We start from the raw sequence: 20,700 nt of genomic DNA on the forward strand, positions 1-20,700 counted from the left end.
TTTCCATGACAGATGTGGATAACTTGGTTAGAATGGCGACCCGCTTCGGTGGGTACATAGTGTTTTTATTAATTATCGATGGAATGAATAGGGGTTTCACATGCTTTGGACGGACTGCTTAACTCGCTTGCGACAAGAGCTCTCTGGGAATGTCTTTACAATGTGGATACGCCCTTTAGTTGCAGAAGAGTTAAATGACACACTACGTCTTTATGCTCCGAATCCCTATTGGACACGTTACATTCAAGAACATCACCTAGAGCTGATTACAATTTTAGTGGAGCAGCTCTCTGAAGGGCGTGTACGTAAAGTTGAAATTTTAGTCGACTCACGCCCAGGTGCAATTTTATCTGCGAGTGAGCAACCTGCAACGACGACTGCGGCTTTAGAGTCTGCTCCAGCACCTGTTGTACGTCCGAAAAAAGAAAAAGAAGAGGGGAATTCTAAAAACAGCCGTAAACGCCAGTTAAATCCTTTATTTTCCTTCTCACTTTTTGTGGAAGGTCGTTCAAACCAAATGGCTGCTGAAACGTGTCGTAAGGTTTTAACCCAGTTAGGTGCTTCTCAGCACAATCCCTTATTTTTATATGGCCCGACTGGATTGGGTAAAACACACTTAATGCAAGCAGTGGGCAATGCCTTGTTGCAAGCCAAACCGAATGCACGTGTCATGTATATGACGGCAGAAAGCTTTGTTCAAGATTTTGTTAGTTCTTTACAACAAGGCAAAGTAGAAGAATTTAAGAAAAATTGCCGATCTTTAGATCTATTGTTGGTCGATGATATTCATTTGCTGGCGGGTAAAGAGGCGAGTTTAGTTGAGTTTTTCTATACTTTTAACGCACTTTTGGATGAATCAAAACAAATTATTCTGACTTCTGATCGTTATCCAAAAGAATTAACGGAATTAGATCCACGTTTGGTTTCACGCTTTTCTTGGGGCTTGTCGGTTGGGGTTGAGCCACCAGATATTGAAACCCGTATTGAAATTTTGCTGAAAAAAGCAGAAAGCAATGATGTGGAATTACCACGAAACTGTGCGTTATTTATTGCGCAACAAGTGGTTGCAAACGTACGTGAATTGGAAGGTGCGCTGAATAAAGTGGTGGCCATTTCACGCTTTAAGGGTACAGCTATTGATTTGGATGTTGTGCGTGAGTCATTAAAAGACGTCTTGGCCATTCGTGCACGAACCATCAGTACTGAAAATATTCAACGTGTGGTGAGTGAGTACTTTAGAATCCCACTCAAAGAGTTGGTTGGGCCTAAACGGACCCGTATTTATGCTCGTCCACGCCAATTGGCAATGGGCTTGGCACGGGAGCTAACCGGAGACAGTTTCCCTGAAATTGGTATGGCCTTTGGCGGTCGAGATCACAGTACCGTCATGCATGCTTGTGAAAAAGTTTTAAGTCTGCGCGATGAAGATCCGATCTTCAATGAGGACTATAAAAACTTGCAACGCTTGCTGCAAAGTTAAGCAAAATTGCTCAAATTCTATTCTTGCAATGCGGCATGTTCTGCCGCATAGTACACTGCTAAAAACACATTTATTTATTATTTTATCTTCAGTTTTTCGAGGAATGTATCGTGCGTTTAAAAATCGCGAAAGAAAGCTTACTTAATGTTCTATCACATGTCGTAGGAGCGGTTGAACGTCGCCATACTTTAAACATTCTTTCAAATGTTAAAGTGCAAGTGAGCCAAGCGTCGTTGACGATTACAGGTTCGGACTTAGAGGTCGAATTGGTTGCAAGTACCACGCTTGCGGAAGGGGCGTGTTTGCAAGCGGGTGAAACCACAGTTCCTGCACGTAAGCTGATGGATATTTGCAAATCTTTACCGACTGCAGCACTGATAGACCTACAAATTACTGAAGATCAACGTTGTATCTTAAAGTCCGGTAATAGCCGTTTTGTGTTGGGGACTTTACCCGCTGAAGATTACCCGTTATTGACCACAGAGAACACGCAAGGCACGCAAGTTGCGGTGACACAGCGTGAATTAAAGCGTCTATTTGAAAAAACTGCATTTGCTATGGCGGTGCAGGATGTACGTTTTTATCTCACAGGAACCTTGCTCGAAATTGATAATAATCAACTGCGTGCAGTGACCACAGATGGCCACCGTTTAGCTCTGTGTGAAACTGTTGCTAGCTCAAATGCCACTCAATTGATTCAAGCGATTGTTCCACGTAAAGCGGTGGGTGAACTACAGCGTTTATTGAGCATTGAAGATGAACAATTGGCGTTGTTGATTGGTCGTGAACTATTGAATGTGACCATTTCTATTGCCAGCCGTGACAAAGAACAAGGGGATACAACGGTTCGTTTCACCACTAAACTGATTGACGGTAAATTCCCTGATTATCGTCGTGTGATTCCACGTGGTGGGGATAAAAATGTGTTAATTGCACATGATGTCTTTAAGCAATCTTTACAACGTGTTTCGATTTTAAGTAATGAAAAACTACGTGGTGTGTTCTTAAACTTTGCCGCAGATACTTTGCAGCTACGTGCCAATAACCCAGAGCAAGACGAAGCCGTAGAAGATTTGGCGATTCAATATAATAATGCGCCAATGGAAATGTCTTTTAATGCCCAATACATCTTGGAAGTTTTAGGTGCATTGGATGGTGATGATGTATCAATGACGATGACCGAAGCAAATCAATCGGTTCTAGTGCAAGATCCAGCCCATCAAGATCAGACCTATGTGGTCATGCCAATGCGTGTTTAAGCCCTAGGTTTAGGCATGCAAATCACGCGTTTAAACATCGAACGTGTTCGAAATCTCAGAACGGTTGCTCTCCATGGATTGCAACAGTTTAATGTTTTTTATGGACAAAATGGTTCAGGTAAAACCTCAATTTTAGAAGCCATTCATCTGCTGGCGACAGGGCGTTCCTTTCGCACCCATATTCCGAAACACTATATTCAAACCGATACCCAAGACGCGGTTGTCTTTGCCCAATCCAGTTCTGAAAAAATAGGGATGCAAAAGCTGTTGTCTGGTGAACAGCTCATCAAGGTCAATGGCGACAATATTGCCACTCAAGGTCAATTAGCTAAAATCCTTCCTTTGCAACTGATTGATCCGCAAAGTACCGATATTATTGATCATGGTGCCAAGCCTAGACGGCAACTATTAGATTGGCTGATGTTCCACGTGGAACCTGAGTTTTATCATGCATGGCAATATTATTCACGGGCATTAAAACAGCGTAATAGTTTACTAAAAACACGACGGAATCTAAGTCTGGCAGATTTGGAGCCGTGGAACAAAATGCTTGGTGATTATGGGGAAATGCTGCATTCGCAGCGCGTCAGCATTGTGGAGCAGTGGAAGGGCTTTTTTGAGCAAGATTTAAAACACCTGCTGCCAGATATCGAGGTTCAGTTAGAATATAGCCCTGGCTTTCATACCGAGTTAGGGTTACTGAATGACCTGCAAAGTCATCATCAAAAAGACCTTGAACGGCGCTATACCGAGTATGGTCCACACAAGGCAGATTTGCGTTTAAAAACAAGCCTTGGCGATGCTGATGTCGTACTGTCACGTGGACAAAAAAAGCTGTTAATCATAGCCTTAAAACTGTCACAGATTGCAATGCTACATGCTTGTAATAAGGAAACTGTGGTATTATTAGATGATCTGACAGCAGAATTAGATTTAACAGCACAACAACGTTTAATTGAGCGATTGAGCCAACTGGGTAGTCAAGTTTTTATTACCACTTTAGAGTATGAATCAGTCAAAAATCACTTACATGATTTATCTATTTCTTATCAATTATTCTGTGTTGAAAACGGTCAAGTTCAAGTTGTCGCACAATGATTTTAGATTTTACCCATCACGGGATAGACCTATTTTTCGCTAGGGAGAAACCATGAGTTCAGAAGATCAACAAGCTGCTTCTCAAACGGAACAAACCACAGAAAAAGCTTATGATTCCTCTAGTATCAAAGTATTACGTGGATTGGACGCAGTACGTAAACGTCCGGGTATGTATATTGGCGATACGGATGATGGTTCAGGCTTACACCATATGGTGTTTGAGGTGGTGGATAATGCGATCGATGAGGCGCTTGCAGGTCACTGTGATGAAATTTTGGTGACGATTCACGAAGATGAATCTGTAAGTGTATCGGACAATGGGCGCGGTATTCCGACCGATATTCACCCTGAAGAAGGGGTTTCTGCCGCAGAAGTGATTTTAACCATTCTGCACGCAGGCGGTAAATTTGATGACAATAGCTACAAGGTTTCAGGTGGTCTACATGGTGTAGGCGTATCGGTTGTGAATGCCTTGTCACGTAAGTTGGAACTGACGATTCATCGTGCAGGTCATATTCATCAACAAGAATATAAACACGGTGATCCGGTTTACCCACTGACTGTTGTGGGGGATACGGATACCACAGGAACAACTGTCCGTTTTTGGCCAAGTGCTGAAACTTTTAGCCAAACCATTTTCAATGTCGATATTCTAGCGCGTCGTTTACGTGAATTGTCTTTCTTAAACGCGGGCGTGCGCATAGTTTTGCGTGACGAGCGTATTCATGCAGAACATGTGTTTGACTACGAAGGCGGTCTGTCTGAGTTTGTGAAATATATTAACCAAGGCAAAACCCATCTGAACGACATTTTCCATTTCACCGTACAGGCTGAAAATGGCATTGGTGTTGAAGTGGCGTTGCAGTGGAATGATACCTATCAAGAAAACGTACGTTGCTTTACCAACAACATTCCACAAAAAGATGGTGGAACGCATTTAGCGGGTTTCCGTGCGGCATTAACGCGTGGTCTAAACAGCTACATGGAAAACGAAAACTTACTCAAAAAAGAGAAAGTAGCGGTTTCTGGTGATGATGCACGTGAAGGTTTAACTGCGATTGTTTCAGTGAAAGTGCCTGATCCGAAGTTCTCTTCTCAGACCAAAGAAAAGTTGGTTTCAAGTGAAGTGAAACCTGCGGTTGAGCAGGCAATGAATAAATCATTCTCTGAATATTTGCTTGAAAACCCGCAAGCTGCAAAATCAATTGCAGGAAAAATCATTGATGCGGCACGTGCTCGTGATGCAGCACGTAAAGCGCGTGAAATGACGCGTCGTAAAAGTGCGTTAGACATTGCAGGCTTACCAGGTAAGCTCGCAGATTGCCAAGAAAAAGACCCTGCATTATCTGAATTGTATCTGGTCGAGGGTGACTCTGCAGGCGGTTCAGCAAAACAAGGCCGTAACCGTAAGATGCAAGCGATTTTACCGTTGAAAGGTAAAATCTTAAACGTGGAACGTGCGCGTTTTGACAAGATGATTTCATCTCAAGAAGTCGGCACGCTGATTACAGCATTGGGTTGTGGTATTGGTCGTGAAGAGTACAATCCGGACAAATTGCGTTATCACAAAATCATCATCATGACCGATGCTGACGTGGATGGTTCGCACATTCGTACCCTATTGTTGACCTTCTTCTTCCGTCAAATGCCTGAGCTGGTGGAGCGTGGTTATATCTATATTGCTCAGCCACCGCTGTATAAGCTGAAAAAAGGCAAGCAAGAGCAGTATCTTAAAGATAATGATGCGCTTGAAACCTATTTAATTTCAAATGCGATTGATGAGCTTGAATTGCACATCAGCGATGCGGCACCTGCAATCCGTGGTGAAGCTTTAGCGAATGTGATTGCAGACTATCAAACGTCTCAGAAGAGCTTACAGCGTTTAACTGTGCGTTATCCTGCCAGTGTCTTAGATGCGTTGATTTCGGTTGAAGGCTTTAAGCTTGATCAAAACCATGACCGAGCTTATGTTGAGCAGTGGGCTGAACAAGTGCGCAGTGCTGTGGCAGAGATTCAACCGAGCTTGCGTCCTGAGTTAAGCTTAGAAGCGTTTGAAAAAGAACTGGCAGATGGTCAAAAGATCGAGACTTACTTGCCTCGTATCACCATCTATGTACACAATCTGCCGCACAGCTACTTATTAGATGCAGGCTTATTGGGTTCTGGTGAATATGCACGTTTGTTGAAAAACTCCAAGAGTTGGTTCACGTTGTTGGAAGATGGCGCATACCTACAAAAAGGTGATCGCAAGATTGCAGTCACTAACTTCCATCAGGTATGGCAGCATATTTTGTCTGATTCGCGTCGTGGCATGATGATTCAACGCTATAAAGGCTTGGGTGAGATGAATGCGGACCAGCTTTGGGAAACCACCATGGATCCTGAAAACCGCAACATGTTGCAAGTTACCATTCAGGATGCGATTGAAGCCGATCGTATGTTCTCTTGTTTGATGGGTGACGATGTGGAACCACGTCGTGCATTCATTGAGGAAAATGCATTGAATGCGGACATTGATGCCTAAGCGCTTTACAAAATAAGCCAAAAAAGCACCCTACGGGGTGCTTTTTTTTACAGCATTTTTTATGATTTTGAATAAAATATAAGCAGTGCACACTGTTATTAAACTGACTTATAGCGATGTCATGATGTGAGTATCAAGTCTTTTGCACAGTGCAAAATGTGAGGTCATTATGATGGATAACCAACTAGAACAAGTACGCGACATTTGGGTGAATGCTTTTTTTACAGGTAATTATGAGGTTTTAGCTCAATATGAAGATGAGCATTTTAAAGTGGTCTATGAACAAGCTGATCGTGTAGAGAGTAACTATACGCGCTATGAAAAGATCGCGCATGCTGTGAAAAATGGCGTTTGGAAACCTCAAAAACCCGACGTCGAATTTGAAGAATTTGAGTTTGATCGTGACCAAACACGCTGTCAGGTCTTGATCGGTTTGGTTGAAAATCGCCAACAAATCCAAGAAACATGGGTCTTCGATCAGGGATGGAAAATACAAGAATTACGTTTTTTAAAGGCGCAAAGAGCTGTATTAAATTAAGGAAAAAGAGCGCAAAAAAGAGGATGGATTTGCCTAAAACAACTGAATAAATAAACAACATTAGCCTGTGGATAAATAAAAATAGCACTTTATATCAGTTGCTAAAATACGTATAATTTTATCCACAGCTGCTTTAAGTGTGGTTTTAAATTTAAAACCATGCGTTATTTTTTAAATTTAAATCGGATCTTTTAAATTGATTCCCTCTTTTTAAATTCAAAACTTGTTGTGTTGAAAGGTGCGTGTCTGAACATGATGGATATTCGCTGTCTGTTGTGAAGGTTGTATTTGGCTTTAAGCTGTGAAATGCATGGAAATAGGGCTGTATATAGTTGAATATTCAATTAATTAAGCTAAATTAAACAATCTAATTTTTTGCTTTTTAAGAATATCTAAACAATAAGAAACAATCAATTTATTGATTTATTTATTAAGAAATAATTTTAATTTCAATCACTTATGATTTCTTAAAATGCTCAGACTATTTGGGTGCATTTCCTATTGAGTTATATGCATAGACCGAAAAGGCACGTTTTTCGAGATCGATTGGTGTTGCAGCAAAGTAAATCAATCAAAATGGTTAAGACATAAAAATGCCCGCCATGCATAAACAGAGCGGGCAGGGTGTATGAGGAAAGATTATTCGTTTTCGAATGAGCTTTCGAGCTCTTCAAGTTCCATCATCAGCTCTAGCATTTGTTCTTCAGCTTCACTGACTTGGTTTTTAAGTTCGGTTTGCTCATTCATCAGTTTCATGAGTTCATCTTTGCGTGCAGCGTCATATAGGCCAGCATCACCGAGTAAACTTTCAATTTCGAGTAAACGTGGCTGGTGTTTTTCCAGTAGGCTTTCACATTTTTCGATATTTTTACGAATCGGACGCGTTTGTTCACGGCGCTGTGCAGCTAATTTACGCTGCGCTTCTTTATCAACCTTTGAAACGATGGTTTTTTGAGTGCTGACTTTAGACACGATCGGCGCTACGATTCCGCCTTGTTTAATCATCTCTAGGCGCGCTTGGCGTAACCAGTTGGCATAATCGTGTAGATCGCCTTCAAATTCGGTCGATTTTCCAGCATGGACTAAAATGAGGTCATCACATACGCTGGCAATCAGTTGGCGTTCGTGTGAAACCAAGACCACAGCACCTTCATAGTCTTGTAAAGCCATGGTTAAGGCATGGCGCATATCTAAGTCTAAATGGTTGGTCGGTTCATCTAGAATCAAGACATTGGGACGTAACCACACGATTAAAGCCAATGCCAAACGGGCACGTTCACCACCAGAAAAACTCTCGCAAGGGGTATCCATTCGCTCGCCACTAAAGCCGAAACTGCCTAAAAAGGCACGTAAGGTCGCTTCACTGATTTTTTTATCCGCAATGCGTGCCAATTGCAGCATTGGGCTGGCCGACTCATCCAGTGAATCCATTTGATGCTGTGCAAAATAGCCAATATTCAGCAGTTCTGAGGCTTTGCGTTGTCCTGCCAATAAAGGTAAATCACCGACCAAGGATTTGATTAAAGTTGATTTACCTGCACCATTCATCCCCAATAAGCCAATCCGGCTCGTCGGGGTGATTTGTATGTTGATATTGGTGGCAATCAGTTTGTCGCCATAACCAATATCAGCCTGTTCTAGAGTGAGCAGTGGTGAACTCATTTTGGTGGGTTCACGGAAGCTAAAGGTAAATGGGGTATCGACATGTGCAGGAGCAAGCAGCTGCATCCGTTCCAGTTGTTTAATTCGGCTTTGTGCCTGACGCGCTTTAGTGGCTTGGGCTTTAAAGCGATCAATATATTTTTGAATATGCGCCCGTGTTTCGAGCTGCTTTTCATAGGCTTGTTGTTGTTGGGCTAAACGTTCAGCACGAGTGGTTTCAAAGGTGGAATAGTTGCCGCTATAGAGGGTGAGTTCTTGATTTTCGATATGCAAAATACGGTTGGTAATGGCATCTAAGAAATCACGGTCATGCGAAATTAAAATCAGGGTGCCCGTATAGGCATTTAACCAATCTTCTAACCATAAAATAGCATCGAGATCTAAGTGGTTGGTCGGTTCATCCAGTAATAATAGATCTGAACGGCTCATCAAAGTACGCGCTAAGTTTAAACGCATTCGCCATCCACCAGAGAAACTCGAAACCAAGAGTTGGTTTTGATGTTCCATAAAACCCAGACCCGCCATAAGCTGAGCGGCTTTAGCGGGTGCGGAATAACCGTTAATTTCGTCGAATCGGCCATGTAAATCAGCCAGTTCAGTGTCAGTTAACTGTTCAGGATGGTTGAGCTGTTGTTGAATGTTCCAATATTCTTCATCACCGGTCAGGACGAAATCAATTGCAGCCATATCTAAGGCTTTCACTTCCTGTGCCATGTGCGCCACCGTCCATACGGCAGGGCGGCTTAGGGTGCCATCATCAGGACCTATCGAGCCTAAGAGCGCAGCAAACAGGGTTGATTTTCCAGCACCGTTGACACCGGTGAGACCAACTTTCCAACCCGGATGGATTTGCATGGAGGCTTTTTGAAATAACACTCGTCCACCACGGCGCAATGAAACTTGATCAAGCTGAATCATGGAACTATCAAATATCAGAAAAAGGTGCGCCTATTCTAATGGATGCGTCCGCAAAAGACTAAACATTCAAAATTTATCTGAACTGAAATCTCTCAGCGTTTCTTTATAAGGGGGAGGATGAAACCATTTGACCTTTGGTCGGAAAGCTAAAAGTTGACCTTTTTTGACCTATATTGAGGAATAGCACACAGATATATTTCCCCAGTAAAACAAAAAATATGAAGGGATAATAATGAAAAGAAAAGGATTTTTTATTTTATCGACGCTAGCACTATGCGCTTTCTCCAGTATGGTGCAAGCGAAGCAGCAGGTGTGTGTCTTCGACCTATTAGGTAAAGCAGGGGAATCTTATAAATTCTTAGAAGAATGGGCTTTGGTCAGTAAAAAATGGGGTGCACAGGTACAATTGATTTCGTTTCAGGACGAAGACTTGGCCGATAAAGCCTTCCAAAATGATAAATGCGATGCGGTGTATATGACCTCAATGCGCGCGCGTACCTATAACAAGTTCGCAGGTTCGATTGATGCCTTAGGCGGAGTGCCAAGCAATAAAATTGCACAAAAGGCGGTGGAATATGTGTTGGATCTTAGAAATACCAAGCGTATGACCACCACATTACAAGGTGAAAACTATGAAGTGGCAGGTATCGGTTTGATTGGTTCAGCCTATATTTTTGTAAAAGACCGAAGTCTAAATACCATCGAAAAAGCACAAGGTAAAAAATTTGCCATCCTGCATTATGACCGGGCCCAACGGGTGATGGTAGAGCGAGTGGGCGCTGTACCTGTGATGTCGGATATTTCCAACTTTATAAAAAAGTTTAATACAGGCGAAGTCGATGTAGTTGCTGCACCTGCATATGCGTATAAACCCTTAGAAATTGAAAAAGGTCTAGGCTCTAAAGGGGCTATGCTTAACTTTCCCGTGGTCAATGTCACTGCAGATTTAATTGTCAGACCCGAGCGTTTTCCTGCTCAATTTGGCGAGCAATCACGGCAATGGTTTTTGCAAAAAATTCCGCAATCCTTTGCTATGGTGCAGCGACTTGAAGCTGCCATTCCCAGTAAAATCAAAATGCAGCTCAGCAAAGAAGACAAAGAAAAATATCAGCGCTTGCTACGGGAAGGGCGCATTGATTTAACCAAACAAGGGGTCTATGACCCAGGCATGATGCGCGTGCTGAAAAAAGCCCGTTGTACGGTTGAACGCACTAACTTTGAATGTTCATTGGGCGGTGAATAAGGCGAAAATCTGTATTTCTTTGTAATATTAAGCATCATTCATGTAAAACGAATGATGCAGGCTTTTTATTTTAATATAATGAATTTAAAATGTTTTTATAAATCCTTTGAAAATAAAAATGAGAGAAAAGAAAAAAATTTGCCCAATTGACAGTAATTTTTGAGTAAATGCTCTATTTTTTTAATTTTAACTTGCTTAATATTTTGCATGTGTATGGACACCTGTCAAACAACAAAACGAACAAGGACACAAGAATGAAAAAATTAACCCTCGCACTCGCTGCTTTTTCTGCTTTGGGTGTAGCGTCGACAGCACAAGCGGCTAAAGTGGACATCTGTGTATTTGACTTGCTTGGCAAATCTGGTGAGTCGTATCAAATGGCGCAAGAATGGGCTTTGGCGGCAAAAGGCTGGGGGGCTGAAATTAATTTAATCCCTCGTCAAGATGAAGCCGTTGCCGACAACGACTTTAAAGCAGGCAAGTGTGATGGCGTATTTATGACCGCTATGCGTGCGCGCCAGTACAATAAATTTGTCGGTTCTATTGATGCATTGGGCGGTGCCCCAAGCAATGCCATTGCACAACGTGCGATTACTTTTGCATTAGATCAGCGTAATGCGACCAAAATGGTGACCAATCTTGGGGGTAAAAAATATGAAGTGGCAGGGATTGCACCTTTAGGTTCAGCTTTTATTTTTGTACGAGATAAAAGTATTAATTCCATTGAAAAAGCGGCGGGTAAAAAGTTTGCAGTCTTGGGCTATGACGATGCCCAAAAAATCATGGTGCAACGCGTCGGTGCGCAAGCGGTGATTTCCGATGTGTCTAACTTTGTGGCGAAGTTTAATAACGGTCAAGTCGATATGGTCGGGGCACCGGCTTATGCTTATAAACCTTTAGAGATTTATAAAGGTTTAGGCACGAACGGCGCAATGTTTAACTTCCCTGTACTACAAGTGACAGCTGACTTTGTGATTCGCCCAGATCAATTCCCTGCAGGCTTTGGACAAAAATCGCGAGATTGGTTTGTGAAAAACCTACCGAAAAGCATCGCAATGATTGGTCGTTTAGAAGCAGGCATTCCTGCAAAATACAAAATGAATCTTACAGCAGAAGACAAAACTAAATATCAAAAAATGCTGCGCGATGGTCGGATGGATATGACCAAACGAGGCATTTATGATCCAGCAATGATGTCGGTCTTGAAAAAAGCCCGTTGCTCGGTGGATAAAGCCAACTTTGAATGCTCACTGGGCGGTGAGTAATTTGCCGAGTGTGATCAAAGAAAGCTCAGTTTAATTGAGCTTTCTTTTTTGCTTTTAAGCGACAGATTTAAATGGATTTGACGCAGCTAATTTGTATAGCGCGTAGGAAATGAGTGGTTTTGAACCGAGTGAAGTGTCATTCGGGGCATTAAAAATAACAAAGAGCACAAGTGAATGGCTCATCACAATAAACAACAATAAGTCAAAAGGAAGATACATGAAACAGTGGATGAAAAGCCTCAGTGTCGGGACATTAGTCATTTCTGCAACAGCGATGGCACAGGCCAAACAAGTGGTTTGTGTATTCGACTTGGTCGGTAAAAATGGTGATGTATATAGCTTGATGAAAGATTATCAGTTGGCGGCTAAAAACTGGGGCGCGGATATTGAACTGCGGGTCGGACAAAACGAAGCCGTGATTGCTGAGGATTTTAAAGCAGGAAAATGCGATGCCATTAGTGTTACAGGCATGCGTGGGCGTCAATTTAATTCGTTTACAGGCTCACTCGACGCAATTGGTGCGATGCCCGATCTCAATTTAGCGGTTAAAGTGATGCAAGGCTTGGCCAGCCCAACTTTTGCTAAACATATGGTCAATGGCAAGTATGAATTGGCAGGGGTGATTCCTGTGGGGGACGCCTTTTTATTGGTGAATGACCGTAGCATTAATACCGTAGCGAAAGCCGCAGGCAAGAAAATTGCGGTTTTAGACTATGATCAAGCGCAAAAAGTCATGGTTCAACAAATTGGTGCGCAAGCTGTGAGTGCCGATGTCACGAACTTTGGTGCAAAGTTTAATAACGGTCAAGTCGATATTATTGGTGCGCCTGCTGCGGTTTTTAAGCCCTTAGAGTTACATAAAGGCTTGGGGACGAAAGGGGCGATTGTAAATTATCCGATTTTACAGGTCACAGGTAATATCATTATTCGTCCAGATAAATTCCCTGCAGGTTATGGACAAAAATCACGGGAATGGGTCAAAGGCCAGCTGCCGCGTGCATTCGGTATTTTGGGTAAAATGAAAGCTGAAATTCCGCAAAAATATTGGATGCAGGTGCCCGCTGCAGATCAACCGGGTTATCAAAAGATGATGCGGGAAGCACGAATTGATCTCACCAACCGCGGTATTTACGATAAGCGAATGATGAAACTGTTATGGCAATTCCGTTGTAAGCAAGCGGCGAAAAACTTTGAATGTGGACTACAGGATGAAAATTACAAACAATCTTGAGAAAATTAGTCTGATTTGACTTTAAATATTCAAATAGGGACCATATATTGAGTATGCTATACTCGAAATATGGTCTTTTTGATTTGAAAGACAGCTGAACCGAACTGAGGAATCTAAGATGAATGCCCAAGCACTTGAACTAAGCGACAATGCCGCAAATAAAGTACGTCAATTACGTGACAGTGAAGGTAATCAAGATTTAATGCTTCGTGTATATGTCACGGGCGGTGGTTGTTCAGGTTTTTCTTATGGTTTTAACTTTGCTGAAAACCAAAATGAAGACGATGCAGAATTTATCAATGGTGATGTGAAAATGTTGGTTGACTCATTGAGTTATCAATATTTGGTCGGTTCAGTGGTGGATTATATTGAAGGTTTAGAAGGTTCACGTTTCATCGTGCAAAACCCAAATGCAACAACGACCTGTGGTTGTGGTTCATCTTTCTCGATCTAAACCTGATCTGATTAAAAAAGCCCTCATCATGAGGGCTTTTTATGTGCAATCATTCACTTTCAATCGAGTTTAATTGCATCGAGTAAGTCAAAAATAATCGTGGTGACATCTTGGCTTAAGTCACGGTTATTAAAAACTTCATAGGCAGTAATGGTGACATCGGTGTCACTCGGTAACAGTTTCTGTTCTTCTTCGATCAAGTCATTGATTGGTAAAAGCGTCTGTTTCACTTCTAGGTGTAAAACATCCTTAAACTCTAAATTTTCATCTTCAAGTTCTAACAGCTGCTCATTAAAATAGGGCAATAGAATAGAATGGAGATAAGGTTGAATCTCAACAATATCAAAGATTTCGATATCACGAGTTTCTTCAATCGTACTGATGTGGTCATTTACTTCGATTAAGATATGGTAGTAACTCACATTCGTCTCCAAAGCTTCTAGTGGATATTCAATTATTTACAATAACACGAACCCGAGTCAAGATGTGCTGTGATTGTATTTTATACACATATTGAAATTAGGGAATTGTTTTTAGCAATCCATCACTTCAACGGGCATTAAACAACGCAATATCGGCACTTTGTAAACGAAAATGCTGCATGTCTTGCTCTTCTAGCATTGGGTACATCAGGGCTTTCGGATCATTATGATGTTTCATGCCGAGGGCATGGCCAAATTCATGTGCTAAAGTCATACGTAAGTCTTCTTTGGACTCAAACTCATAAATATGAATTTCACGCCCATTGAACAGTCCTTTATCAAATAAACGAGGTTGAAAGCGCTGGTTGAACTGGTCGATGGCCAGATTGTGACCTTGATCCAAACGGTTCAGCTCATCTACCTTTTGGTTGTAGGCATTCACTTGCAGATTAAAGCTGGTAATTTGTTGGTCTAAAACGTGTTGCTGTTGATGCAGCTGCGCTAAACTCTGTTGTACGGCCGCTTGCTGCGAAGCAGGAACTCCGCCGTGCTGGTTATACTGACGGATCATGGCATTATAGTTTTGGCTAAGTTCTTGTAGACTCTGTTTTTGCACATCTAAGGCCCCTGAGTGACGTGCCAGATTTTGTTGCATGGCTTTGAGTTCATTATTTTTTTGACTCAGCCCGTGTTCATTTTGTGTCAGTTTAGACAGTTGATCGCGGCGTTGTAACGACTCATCTTGACGCTGGTCATAAATGAGTCGAATACTGAGCCGAGCATTAGGGTCATAGACAAAGTAGTCTTGGCCCAAACCCTGTTTCCAAATGTCCGTGGCTTGCTGGCTAATCTGCTTTAACTCATGTTCACTAAGAGCAAAACGTGGATCGACTTCCGCAATACGATAGCGAATACGCTGATCGAAAGGATGGGTGAGCCGATCCAGCAGTGGGTTGAGACGCAGCTGGGGCTGTTGTATATTTTGATACAGAATCAACCCTAAAAAGCCCAGTAAAGCAAACAAGAGACTTTGACGCATATTTCTTCATATATCTTTATTTTTAGCTACTTTAGCGTAAAAAATACCTTTGCAACATAAAAAATGCGTCTTCTCTGGGGGCTTAAATTATCCCCAGTGCTGTTAGACTTTGTTTGACCAGTTGCTCACGCACGCTGGCTGAAATTCCTGTTTTCATCTGCATATTCAAAGCAAAATACACTTTTTCACCTGTTGCTGTTTCGACCCAGCCTGTCCACCAGCCCACTTGCGGTTCTAGGTCCATGCCCCAACCAGATTTGGCGTAGAGTTTATAATTCGGTTTTTGTTCAATCAGCAACATGTCTTGTACGGTATGTTGCACATCTGGCTCAAAAGCGAGTTGTGTATTGGCCAGCTTCTCTACAAAAAGGACTTCTTGAACAGGTGTAATTTGCAGTGGACCGACTAACCAAAAATTATCGACAACGGTGCCAATCTGTTGATTGCCATATCCAATGCGCTGTACTTCTTTTTGCATCAGGTCTAGACCAATGCGCCGTGCAAGCTCCTGATAAACGGGAACAGCAGATGCTTGCATGGCTTGCCCTAAAGTCATGTCTTTTTCCCAGGCAGGGAAACTACGCTTTTGACCATCCCATTTAAACACCTCGGTGCTGGTTGCTTTACCATGTTCTAGTCCGATTAAGGCATTCAGCATTTTAAAGGTAGAGGCCGGTACATAGGGTGTCTGAGCACGGCTCAAGTCATTGCCGTAGCTGTGTAAGCCATACTTGTCCTTAATGACAATCACCCCAGTGGTTTGGAGTTGATCGAAGGCTTGTTGGATCTGCTGCTGCGCGCTTTGCTGATGTTGGTTTTTAGCTGTTTCTACGGAGGGGCTTATTGTTGTACATGCGGAACCGAAGGTTGTAATGAGGACGATGAGTCCCAACTGTAAATTTTTCATTGAAGGCTGAGATCTAAATTTTTTATCAGCCTAATGTAAAAGTGGAATGTGAAACAACAATATTTAGGTAATAAAAAAACCGCGCCTAAGCGCGGTTTTTTTATTAAAGAGACAAATTATTTTTTGTCATCTTTTACTTCAGTGAACTCAGCATCTACAACGCCATCGTCCGCTTTTTGTTGTTGACCAGCTTCACCACCGAATGCATTCGGGTCGAACCCTTCAGCACCGCCTTGACCTTGCGCAGCTTCATAAGCGCGTTGCGTGATCGGCATGATGATGTTTTGAAGTGCTTCAGTTTTCGCTTTGATGTCTTCTACATCATTTTCTTTAGTCGAAGTTTCAAGCTCAGCAACAGCAGTTTCAACAGCAGTTTTTTCGTCAGCAGTTACTTGCTCGCCTAGATCTTTTACTGCTTTTTGAGCAGAAGATACCAATGCATCCGCTTCGTTACGTGCTTTCGCAAGTTCTTCGAACTTACGGTCTTCTTCAGCATTCGCTTCAGCATCTTTGATCATTGCTTCGATTTCAGCATCAGACAAACCTGAGTTTGCTTTAATCTGGATTGATTGCTCTTTACCAGTGCTCTTATCTTTCGCAGATACTTTCAAGATACCATCAGCGTTAATGTCGAACGATACTTCAATTTGTGGCACACCACGTGGAGCAGGTGGAATGTCGCCTAATTGGAAGTTACCTAACAATTTGTTTTGCTGTGCCATTTTACGTTCACCTTGGAACACAGAAATGTCTACAGCAGGTTGGTTGTCCGCAGCAGTTGAGAACACTTGAGATTTCTTCGCAGGAATCGTGGTGTTTTTCTCAATAATTGCTGTTAACACGCCACCCATGGTTTCGATACCAAGTGTCAACGGAGTAACGTCAAGAAGAAGTACGTCAGTTTTGTCACCAGACAATACCGCACCTTGAATTGCAGCACCCATTGCTACCGCTTCGTCAGGGTTCACGTCTTTACGTGGTTCACGGCCGAAGAACTCTTGTACTTTTTGTTGTACAAGTGGCATACGAGATTGACCACCCACCAAGATTACGTCAGAGATGTCGCTTGTTGAAAGACCAGCATCTTTAAGCGCAATGCGGCAAGGTTCGATTGTACGTTCAACTAAATCAGCCACTAAACCTTCAAGTTTTGCACGTGTTACGTTAATCACTAAATGTTTAGGACCAGTCGCATCAGCCGTGATGTACGGAAGGTTAATTTCAGTTGCATTTGACGAAGAAAGCTCGATTTTTGCTTTTTCAGCTGCTTCTTTCAAACGTTGTAATGCAAGTGGATCTTGTTTCAAGTTGAAGTTTTGTTCTTTCTTGAACTCTTCAACCAAGAACTCGATTAAAGCGTTATCGAAGTCTTCACCGCCAAGGAAGGTATCACCGTTAGTTGATAACACTTCAATTTGTTGGTCGCCATCAAGATCAGCGATTTCAATGATAGATACGTCAAAAGTACCACCACCTAAGTCATAAACTGCGATTTTACGGTCGCCTTCTTTTTTGTCCATACCGAACGCAAGTGCAGCAGCCGTTGGTTCGTTGATGATACGTTTAACTTCTAAACCTGCGATTTTACCCGCATCTTTAGTTGCTTGACGCTGTGCATCGTTAAAGTAAGCAGGAACGGTAATCACCGCTTCAGTTACTGTCTCACCTAAGTAATCTTCTGCAGTTTTCTTCATCTTTTTCAAGATTTCAGCAGAGATTTGTTGTGGTGCAAGTTTCTTGTCGTTTACTTCAACCCAAGCATCACCATTGTCAGCTTTGATGATTTTGTAAGGGACAAGACCGATGTCCTTTTGAACTGCTTGGTCTTGATACTTACGACCGATCAAACGTTTGATTGCGAATAATGTGTTTTTAGGGTTAGTCACTGCTTGACGTTTTGCAGACTGACCCACCAAGATTTCGCCATCTTTATACGCAATAATCGATGGTGTTGTACGTGCACCTTCAGCGTTGTCGATCACTTTAACTTTGTCGCCTTCAAGTACAGCGACGCAAGAGTTTGTTGTACCTAAGTCAATACCAATGATTTTAGCCATTTGGATGATTCCTCAAAAATTTTTGCAATGTTTTTGCTTGTTATTCGATATGAGAGCCGTTCAATTTTTTTCAAGTGATAATCAAGAAAAAATTTTACAAACTCTCGAATTTATAGAGTTTATGCGCCAACCATGACCATTGCTGGACGAAGCAAACGACCATTTAAGGTATAACCTTTTTGTAATACCGTTCCGATCTCGTTGGCTTTTGCATTTGGATCAATCCCGACTGCTTGATGCAAGTCCGCATTGAAACCATTTGCTGTATCAACTGCGACCACACCAAATTTTTCCAGTGCAGTCAGTAGCGATTTCAACGTTAGTTCCACACCTTCAAACATTGGTGTTTTTTCCTCACCCGATGCGCTAAGGGCACGTTCTAAATTATCCACTGAGTCAAGTAACTCTTTTGCGAATTTTTCGAGAACGGTGTCTTTATGCTTATCGGATTCACGTTGAATACGCTCTACACTTTTTTGTGCTTCGTATACAGCATTTGCAGTGCGTGCTTTTTCAAGCTTTAGGCTTTCTTCAAGATTGGTAATTTGAGCTTGTAAATCCTCAACTGAAACTTCAGCTTGCTCCGTTTCAGCTTGAGTTTGCGCTGTTTGTGAATCCGCTTGCTCTTGCCCTAGATCTTGAGCTTCTTGATTGTGCTCAGTCGCCATTGATTTACTCCGTTTAAATGGGTTCTTAAACATGTACAGTCCTTCAGGCATCAGTGTTAACTGGGTTAATCTGAACTGCCATGCGTCATTGAATTCAGGATTACTATAAAAGGTCGGGGCAACAGCCAAAAATTCAAGCGGCTTCAGTGATTAATTCATTTATTTTTGGTAAAAATTTGCTGAAATCAGGCTTTCTTGGCACTTATTCTGTCTGAAGGTCCATTTCCAATCCTGCTTTAGTTTTTTTATGTTGAAAAAGTCTAATCGTTACATTGAATTATTTTAATTAAATTTATCTGTTTTACTAATTTTTCGCTTGACCACATAATGAGTTCATCAGCGGTGATCATACTTTGTGGAGAGAGCAAAGTATGGTGACTGGGACCTATTTGCATAGCTTGGGGAAATCTTCCTAATTTAGAGATTTAGGTTTTTGAATAATACGTCTCCCAAAAGTACTTTATTCAGTGCAAAGGTATAATGCTGTCAGGATGCTTCCAGCTTTGCGCTCAAAATTCGATTTTTAAGGCTGTGGTTTCTTTATTTTTGTATGCTTTCTCGAGCTTAATCCGCTTTGGGTTAAGCTTTTTTTGCTTAAACTTTAAAAATAACATTATTTAATCGTGTATCAGCATACAAGAGTTCTGCAATACTGAAGAGTTGATGGTCTAAGCATAGAGTTCCTATTTATGCTGCTCACCGAAGAAAGAAATAATGCAGAATCAGCATATTAACTTGAGCTGCTGTGGAGATGTAGTGCTAAGGCGGTATTTGTGCGCAATTAATAAAAAATTGCACAAGTTGTACTCGAGTCTGCAAAAACTACAACTCAGCACGTGTGTAAAAGTTTTCGGATTTGACAAAGATAGGCAGGGCAAAGTTTGGCTTTGCTATTTTGTATGACGTAAAAGGAAATGAAAGAATGTTAAATAAGAAAACTGCACTATTGTCTCTAGCGCTTTTAGGTTCAGCATTTGCCATTGTGGGCTGTAGCTCAAATGAAACCAATACAGCGCCTGAGTCCGCTCAAGTGACCACTGCACCGGATGCAACAGCAACCGTTGAGGGGAGTGCTGGAGTCGAGGTTCAAGCAGATCCTGCGGCTCAGATTGAACCCATCCAATCTACACCTGCGACAACACAACAATAAAGCTTAAAAGAGAACTTCTCTTACACTCGCTTTGTTAAAGACCTTCACAGGATGCCGTGAAGGTCTTTTTTTATAGGATAAATCACTAAAGCTGTTCAGCCGTGTTATTTCATCAGTCTGATGTGCGATGACGATTTTATCGCTCTTGACGTGAGTTATCCCAACCTTTGTTTTGATCGCGGCGTTGATCATCGGTACGTTGCTTACGATCGTTATTGGATTGTTTACGTCGATCTTCAGTTCGTTGACGCTCTTGCTCACGACGTTTGCGTTCGGCATTTTGTCGTTGCTGACGCTCAGCATCATAACGTTTACGTTCTTGGTTTAATCGCTCTTGCTCACGCTTTTTCTGTTGCCAGTCTTGATGACGTTGATGAGCGATCCGTTTGCGCTCAGCTTCAATACGTTGCCGTTCTTGTTCGCGGTTTTGGCGTTCCCATTCAGTATGTCTTTGACGGTTTCGGTCTGCCTCGCGGCGTTCGCGTTCAATGCGGTTTTGTCGTTGTTGGTATTCCCAACGTTGGCGGTCTCGTTCACGTTCATAGCGATCATGCTGGTCGTAGCGTCGATCGTCATAATCATAGCGGTGGTCATAGCGTCCGTCATAATAGCCATCCTCAGGAAAAGCCACACAACCAACAAACAAGGTGCTGATGAGTGAGAGGAATATTATTTTTTTAGTCATGGCAGGTCTCCTTCATAAAAACGGAGTAGCAAAACACTCCTAAATCGGCATAAAAATTGTCAATGACAAGCTCTTAAAAGAAGATTAGCGTATAGGGCGT

At 42.1% G+C, this 20,700-nt stretch carries 17 protein-coding genes; 10 read left to right on the forward strand and 7 right to left on the reverse strand.

Annotation, left to right across the window (positions count from 1 at the left end; all coding sequences use genetic code 11):
• Nucleotides 1–100: 100 nt before the first annotated feature.
• The 5 genes from dnaA to ACSC9N_RS00025 all read left to right on the forward strand — a co-directional run bounded on the left by dnaA (nucleotide 101) and on the right by ACSC9N_RS00025 (nucleotide 6,899).
• Complete coding sequence (dnaA, locus tag ACSC9N_RS00005) at nucleotides 101–1,480, forward strand: chromosomal replication initiator protein DnaA (RefSeq protein ID WP_004697428.1); 1,380 nt, start codon at nucleotides 101–103, stop codon at nucleotides 1,478–1,480.
• A gap of 110 nt (nucleotides 1,481–1,590) precedes the next feature.
• A complete protein-coding gene (dnaN, locus tag ACSC9N_RS00010) occupies nucleotides 1,591–2,739 on the forward strand; it encodes a DNA polymerase III subunit beta (protein ID WP_004977721.1) in 1,149 nt (382 codons plus the stop codon).
• Between the two features lie 15 nt (nucleotides 2,740–2,754).
• Nucleotides 2,755–3,837: a DNA replication/repair protein RecF gene (recF, locus tag ACSC9N_RS00015; protein ID WP_395474970.1), complete on the forward strand. Its 1,083-nt coding sequence runs from the start codon at nucleotides 2,755–2,757 to the stop codon at nucleotides 3,835–3,837.
• A gap of 52 nt (nucleotides 3,838–3,889) precedes the next feature.
• Nucleotides 3,890–6,361 carry a DNA topoisomerase (ATP-hydrolyzing) subunit B gene (gyrB, locus tag ACSC9N_RS00020; RefSeq protein ID WP_058951451.1) on the forward strand — a complete coding sequence of 824 codons (2,472 nt, stop codon included), beginning with the start codon at nucleotides 3,890–3,892 and terminating at the stop codon, nucleotides 6,359–6,361.
• 169 nt (nucleotides 6,362–6,530) lie between these two features.
• On the forward strand, nucleotides 6,531–6,899 hold the full coding sequence (locus ACSC9N_RS00025; RefSeq protein WP_004977712.1) for a hypothetical protein: 369 nt from the start codon (nucleotides 6,531–6,533) through the stop codon (nucleotides 6,897–6,899).
• Nucleotides 6,900–7,538: 639 nt separating this feature from the next.
• Here ACSC9N_RS00025 and ACSC9N_RS00030 read toward each other — a convergent pair.
• Complete coding sequence (locus ACSC9N_RS00030; RefSeq protein WP_058951452.1) at nucleotides 7,539–9,479, reverse strand: ATP-binding cassette domain-containing protein; 1,941 nt, start codon at nucleotides 9,477–9,479, stop codon at nucleotides 7,539–7,541.
• Between the two features lie 232 nt (nucleotides 9,480–9,711).
• On the opposite strand from ACSC9N_RS00030, the gene ACSC9N_RS00035 reads away from it, so the two are divergent.
• From ACSC9N_RS00035 to erpA, 4 genes are all read left to right on the forward strand, one after another.
• Nucleotides 9,712–10,722, forward strand: coding sequence for a putative solute-binding protein (locus ACSC9N_RS00035; protein ID WP_058951453.1), 1,011 nt, complete (start codon nucleotides 9,712–9,714; stop codon nucleotides 10,720–10,722).
• A 254-nt stretch (nucleotides 10,723–10,976) separates the two neighbouring features.
• The gene (locus ACSC9N_RS00040; RefSeq protein WP_058951454.1) at nucleotides 10,977–11,987 is read left to right on the forward strand and encodes a putative solute-binding protein; all 1,011 of its coding nucleotides are present in this window, start codon (nucleotides 10,977–10,979) and stop codon (nucleotides 11,985–11,987) included.
• 229 nt (nucleotides 11,988–12,216) lie between these two features.
• Nucleotides 12,217–13,218 (forward strand): putative solute-binding protein, encoded by a 1,002-nt coding sequence (locus ACSC9N_RS00045; protein WP_371746435.1) that lies wholly within the window; start codon nucleotides 12,217–12,219, stop codon nucleotides 13,216–13,218.
• A 118-nt stretch (nucleotides 13,219–13,336) separates the two neighbouring features.
• Nucleotides 13,337–13,672 (forward strand): iron-sulfur cluster insertion protein ErpA, encoded by a 336-nt coding sequence (gene erpA / locus ACSC9N_RS00050; protein ID WP_004697409.1) that lies wholly within the window; start codon nucleotides 13,337–13,339, stop codon nucleotides 13,670–13,672.
• 59 nt (nucleotides 13,673–13,731) lie between these two features.
• On the opposite strand, the gene ACSC9N_RS00055 is transcribed toward erpA, so the two are convergent.
• The 5 genes from ACSC9N_RS00055 to grpE form a co-directional block, all read right to left on the reverse strand.
• Entirely contained in the window at nucleotides 13,732–14,106 is a 375-nt protein-coding gene (locus ACSC9N_RS00055; protein WP_005401765.1) for a hypothetical protein, read from the reverse strand.
• A 115-nt stretch (nucleotides 14,107–14,221) separates the two neighbouring features.
• Nucleotides 14,222–15,133 carry a matrixin family metalloprotease gene (locus ACSC9N_RS00060; RefSeq protein ID WP_159151798.1) on the reverse strand — a complete coding sequence of 304 codons (912 nt, stop codon included), beginning with the start codon at nucleotides 15,131–15,133 and terminating at the stop codon, nucleotides 14,222–14,224.
• Between the two features lie 82 nt (nucleotides 15,134–15,215).
• Nucleotides 15,216–16,040: an OXA-211 family carbapenem-hydrolyzing class D beta-lactamase OXA-652 gene (locus tag ACSC9N_RS00065; protein WP_058951457.1), complete on the reverse strand. Its 825-nt coding sequence runs from the start codon at nucleotides 16,038–16,040 to the stop codon at nucleotides 15,216–15,218.
• 116 nt (nucleotides 16,041–16,156) lie between these two features.
• On the reverse strand, nucleotides 16,157–18,097 hold the full coding sequence (gene dnaK, locus ACSC9N_RS00070) for a molecular chaperone DnaK (protein WP_058951458.1): 1,941 nt from the start codon (nucleotides 18,095–18,097) through the stop codon (nucleotides 16,157–16,159).
• Nucleotides 18,098–18,216: 119 nt separating this feature from the next.
• Entirely contained in the window at nucleotides 18,217–18,765 is a 549-nt protein-coding gene (grpE, locus tag ACSC9N_RS00075; RefSeq protein WP_058951459.1) for a nucleotide exchange factor GrpE, read from the reverse strand.
• 922 nt (nucleotides 18,766–19,687) lie between these two features.
• On the opposite strand from grpE, the gene ACSC9N_RS00080 reads away from it, so the two are divergent.
• Nucleotides 19,688–19,915, forward strand: coding sequence for a hypothetical protein (locus ACSC9N_RS00080; RefSeq protein WP_039890835.1), 228 nt, complete (start codon nucleotides 19,688–19,690; stop codon nucleotides 19,913–19,915).
• 136 nt (nucleotides 19,916–20,051) lie between these two features.
• On the opposite strand, the gene ACSC9N_RS00085 is transcribed toward ACSC9N_RS00080, so the two are convergent.
• On the reverse strand, nucleotides 20,052–20,600 hold the full coding sequence (locus ACSC9N_RS00085; protein WP_058951460.1) for a hypothetical protein: 549 nt from the start codon (nucleotides 20,598–20,600) through the stop codon (nucleotides 20,052–20,054).
• Nucleotides 20,601–20,700: the final 100 nt, after the last annotated feature.

This window comes from Acinetobacter sp. PC34 (assembly GCF_051789135.1).
Taxonomy (GTDB): domain Bacteria; phylum Pseudomonadota; class Gammaproteobacteria; order Pseudomonadales; family Moraxellaceae; genus Acinetobacter; species Acinetobacter johnsonii.

Coding starts and splice junctions, on each gene's coding strand:
- dnaK (WP_058951458.1), bottom strand. CDS start 18,097: ATGGCTAAAATCATTGGTATTGACTTAGGTACAACAAACTCTTGCGTC.
- recF (WP_395474970.1), top strand. CDS start 2,755: ATGCAAATCACGCGTTTAAACATCGAACGTGTTCGAAATCTCAGAACG.
- dnaA (WP_004697428.1), top strand. CDS start 101: ATGCTTTGGACGGACTGCTTAACTCGCTTGCGACAAGAGCTCTCTGGG.
- grpE (WP_058951459.1), bottom strand. CDS start 18,765: ATGGCGACTGAGCACAATCAAGAAGCTCAAGATCTAGGGCAAGAGCAA.
- ACSC9N_RS00060 (WP_159151798.1), bottom strand. CDS start 15,133: ATGCGTCAAAGTCTCTTGTTTGCTTTACTGGGCTTTTTAGGGTTGATT.
- gyrB (WP_058951451.1), top strand. CDS start 3,890: ATGAGTTCAGAAGATCAACAAGCTGCTTCTCAAACGGAACAAACCACA.
- ACSC9N_RS00025 (WP_004977712.1), top strand. CDS start 6,531: ATGATGGATAACCAACTAGAACAAGTACGCGACATTTGGGTGAATGCT.
- ACSC9N_RS00035 (WP_058951453.1), top strand. CDS start 9,712: ATGAAAAGAAAAGGATTTTTTATTTTATCGACGCTAGCACTATGCGCT.
- ACSC9N_RS00080 (WP_039890835.1), top strand. CDS start 19,688: ATGTTAAATAAGAAAACTGCACTATTGTCTCTAGCGCTTTTAGGTTCA.
- ACSC9N_RS00030 (WP_058951452.1), bottom strand. CDS start 9,479: ATGATTCAGCTTGATCAAGTTTCATTGCGCCGTGGTGGACGAGTGTTA.
- ACSC9N_RS00065 (WP_058951457.1), bottom strand. CDS start 16,040: ATGAAAAATTTACAGTTGGGACTCATCGTCCTCATTACAACCTTCGGT.
- ACSC9N_RS00040 (WP_058951454.1), top strand. CDS start 10,977: ATGAAAAAATTAACCCTCGCACTCGCTGCTTTTTCTGCTTTGGGTGTA.
- ACSC9N_RS00045 (WP_371746435.1), top strand. CDS start 12,217: ATGAAAAGCCTCAGTGTCGGGACATTAGTCATTTCTGCAACAGCGATG.
- erpA (WP_004697409.1), top strand. CDS start 13,337: ATGAATGCCCAAGCACTTGAACTAAGCGACAATGCCGCAAATAAAGTA.
- ACSC9N_RS00085 (WP_058951460.1), bottom strand. CDS start 20,600: ATGACTAAAAAAATAATATTCCTCTCACTCATCAGCACCTTGTTTGTT.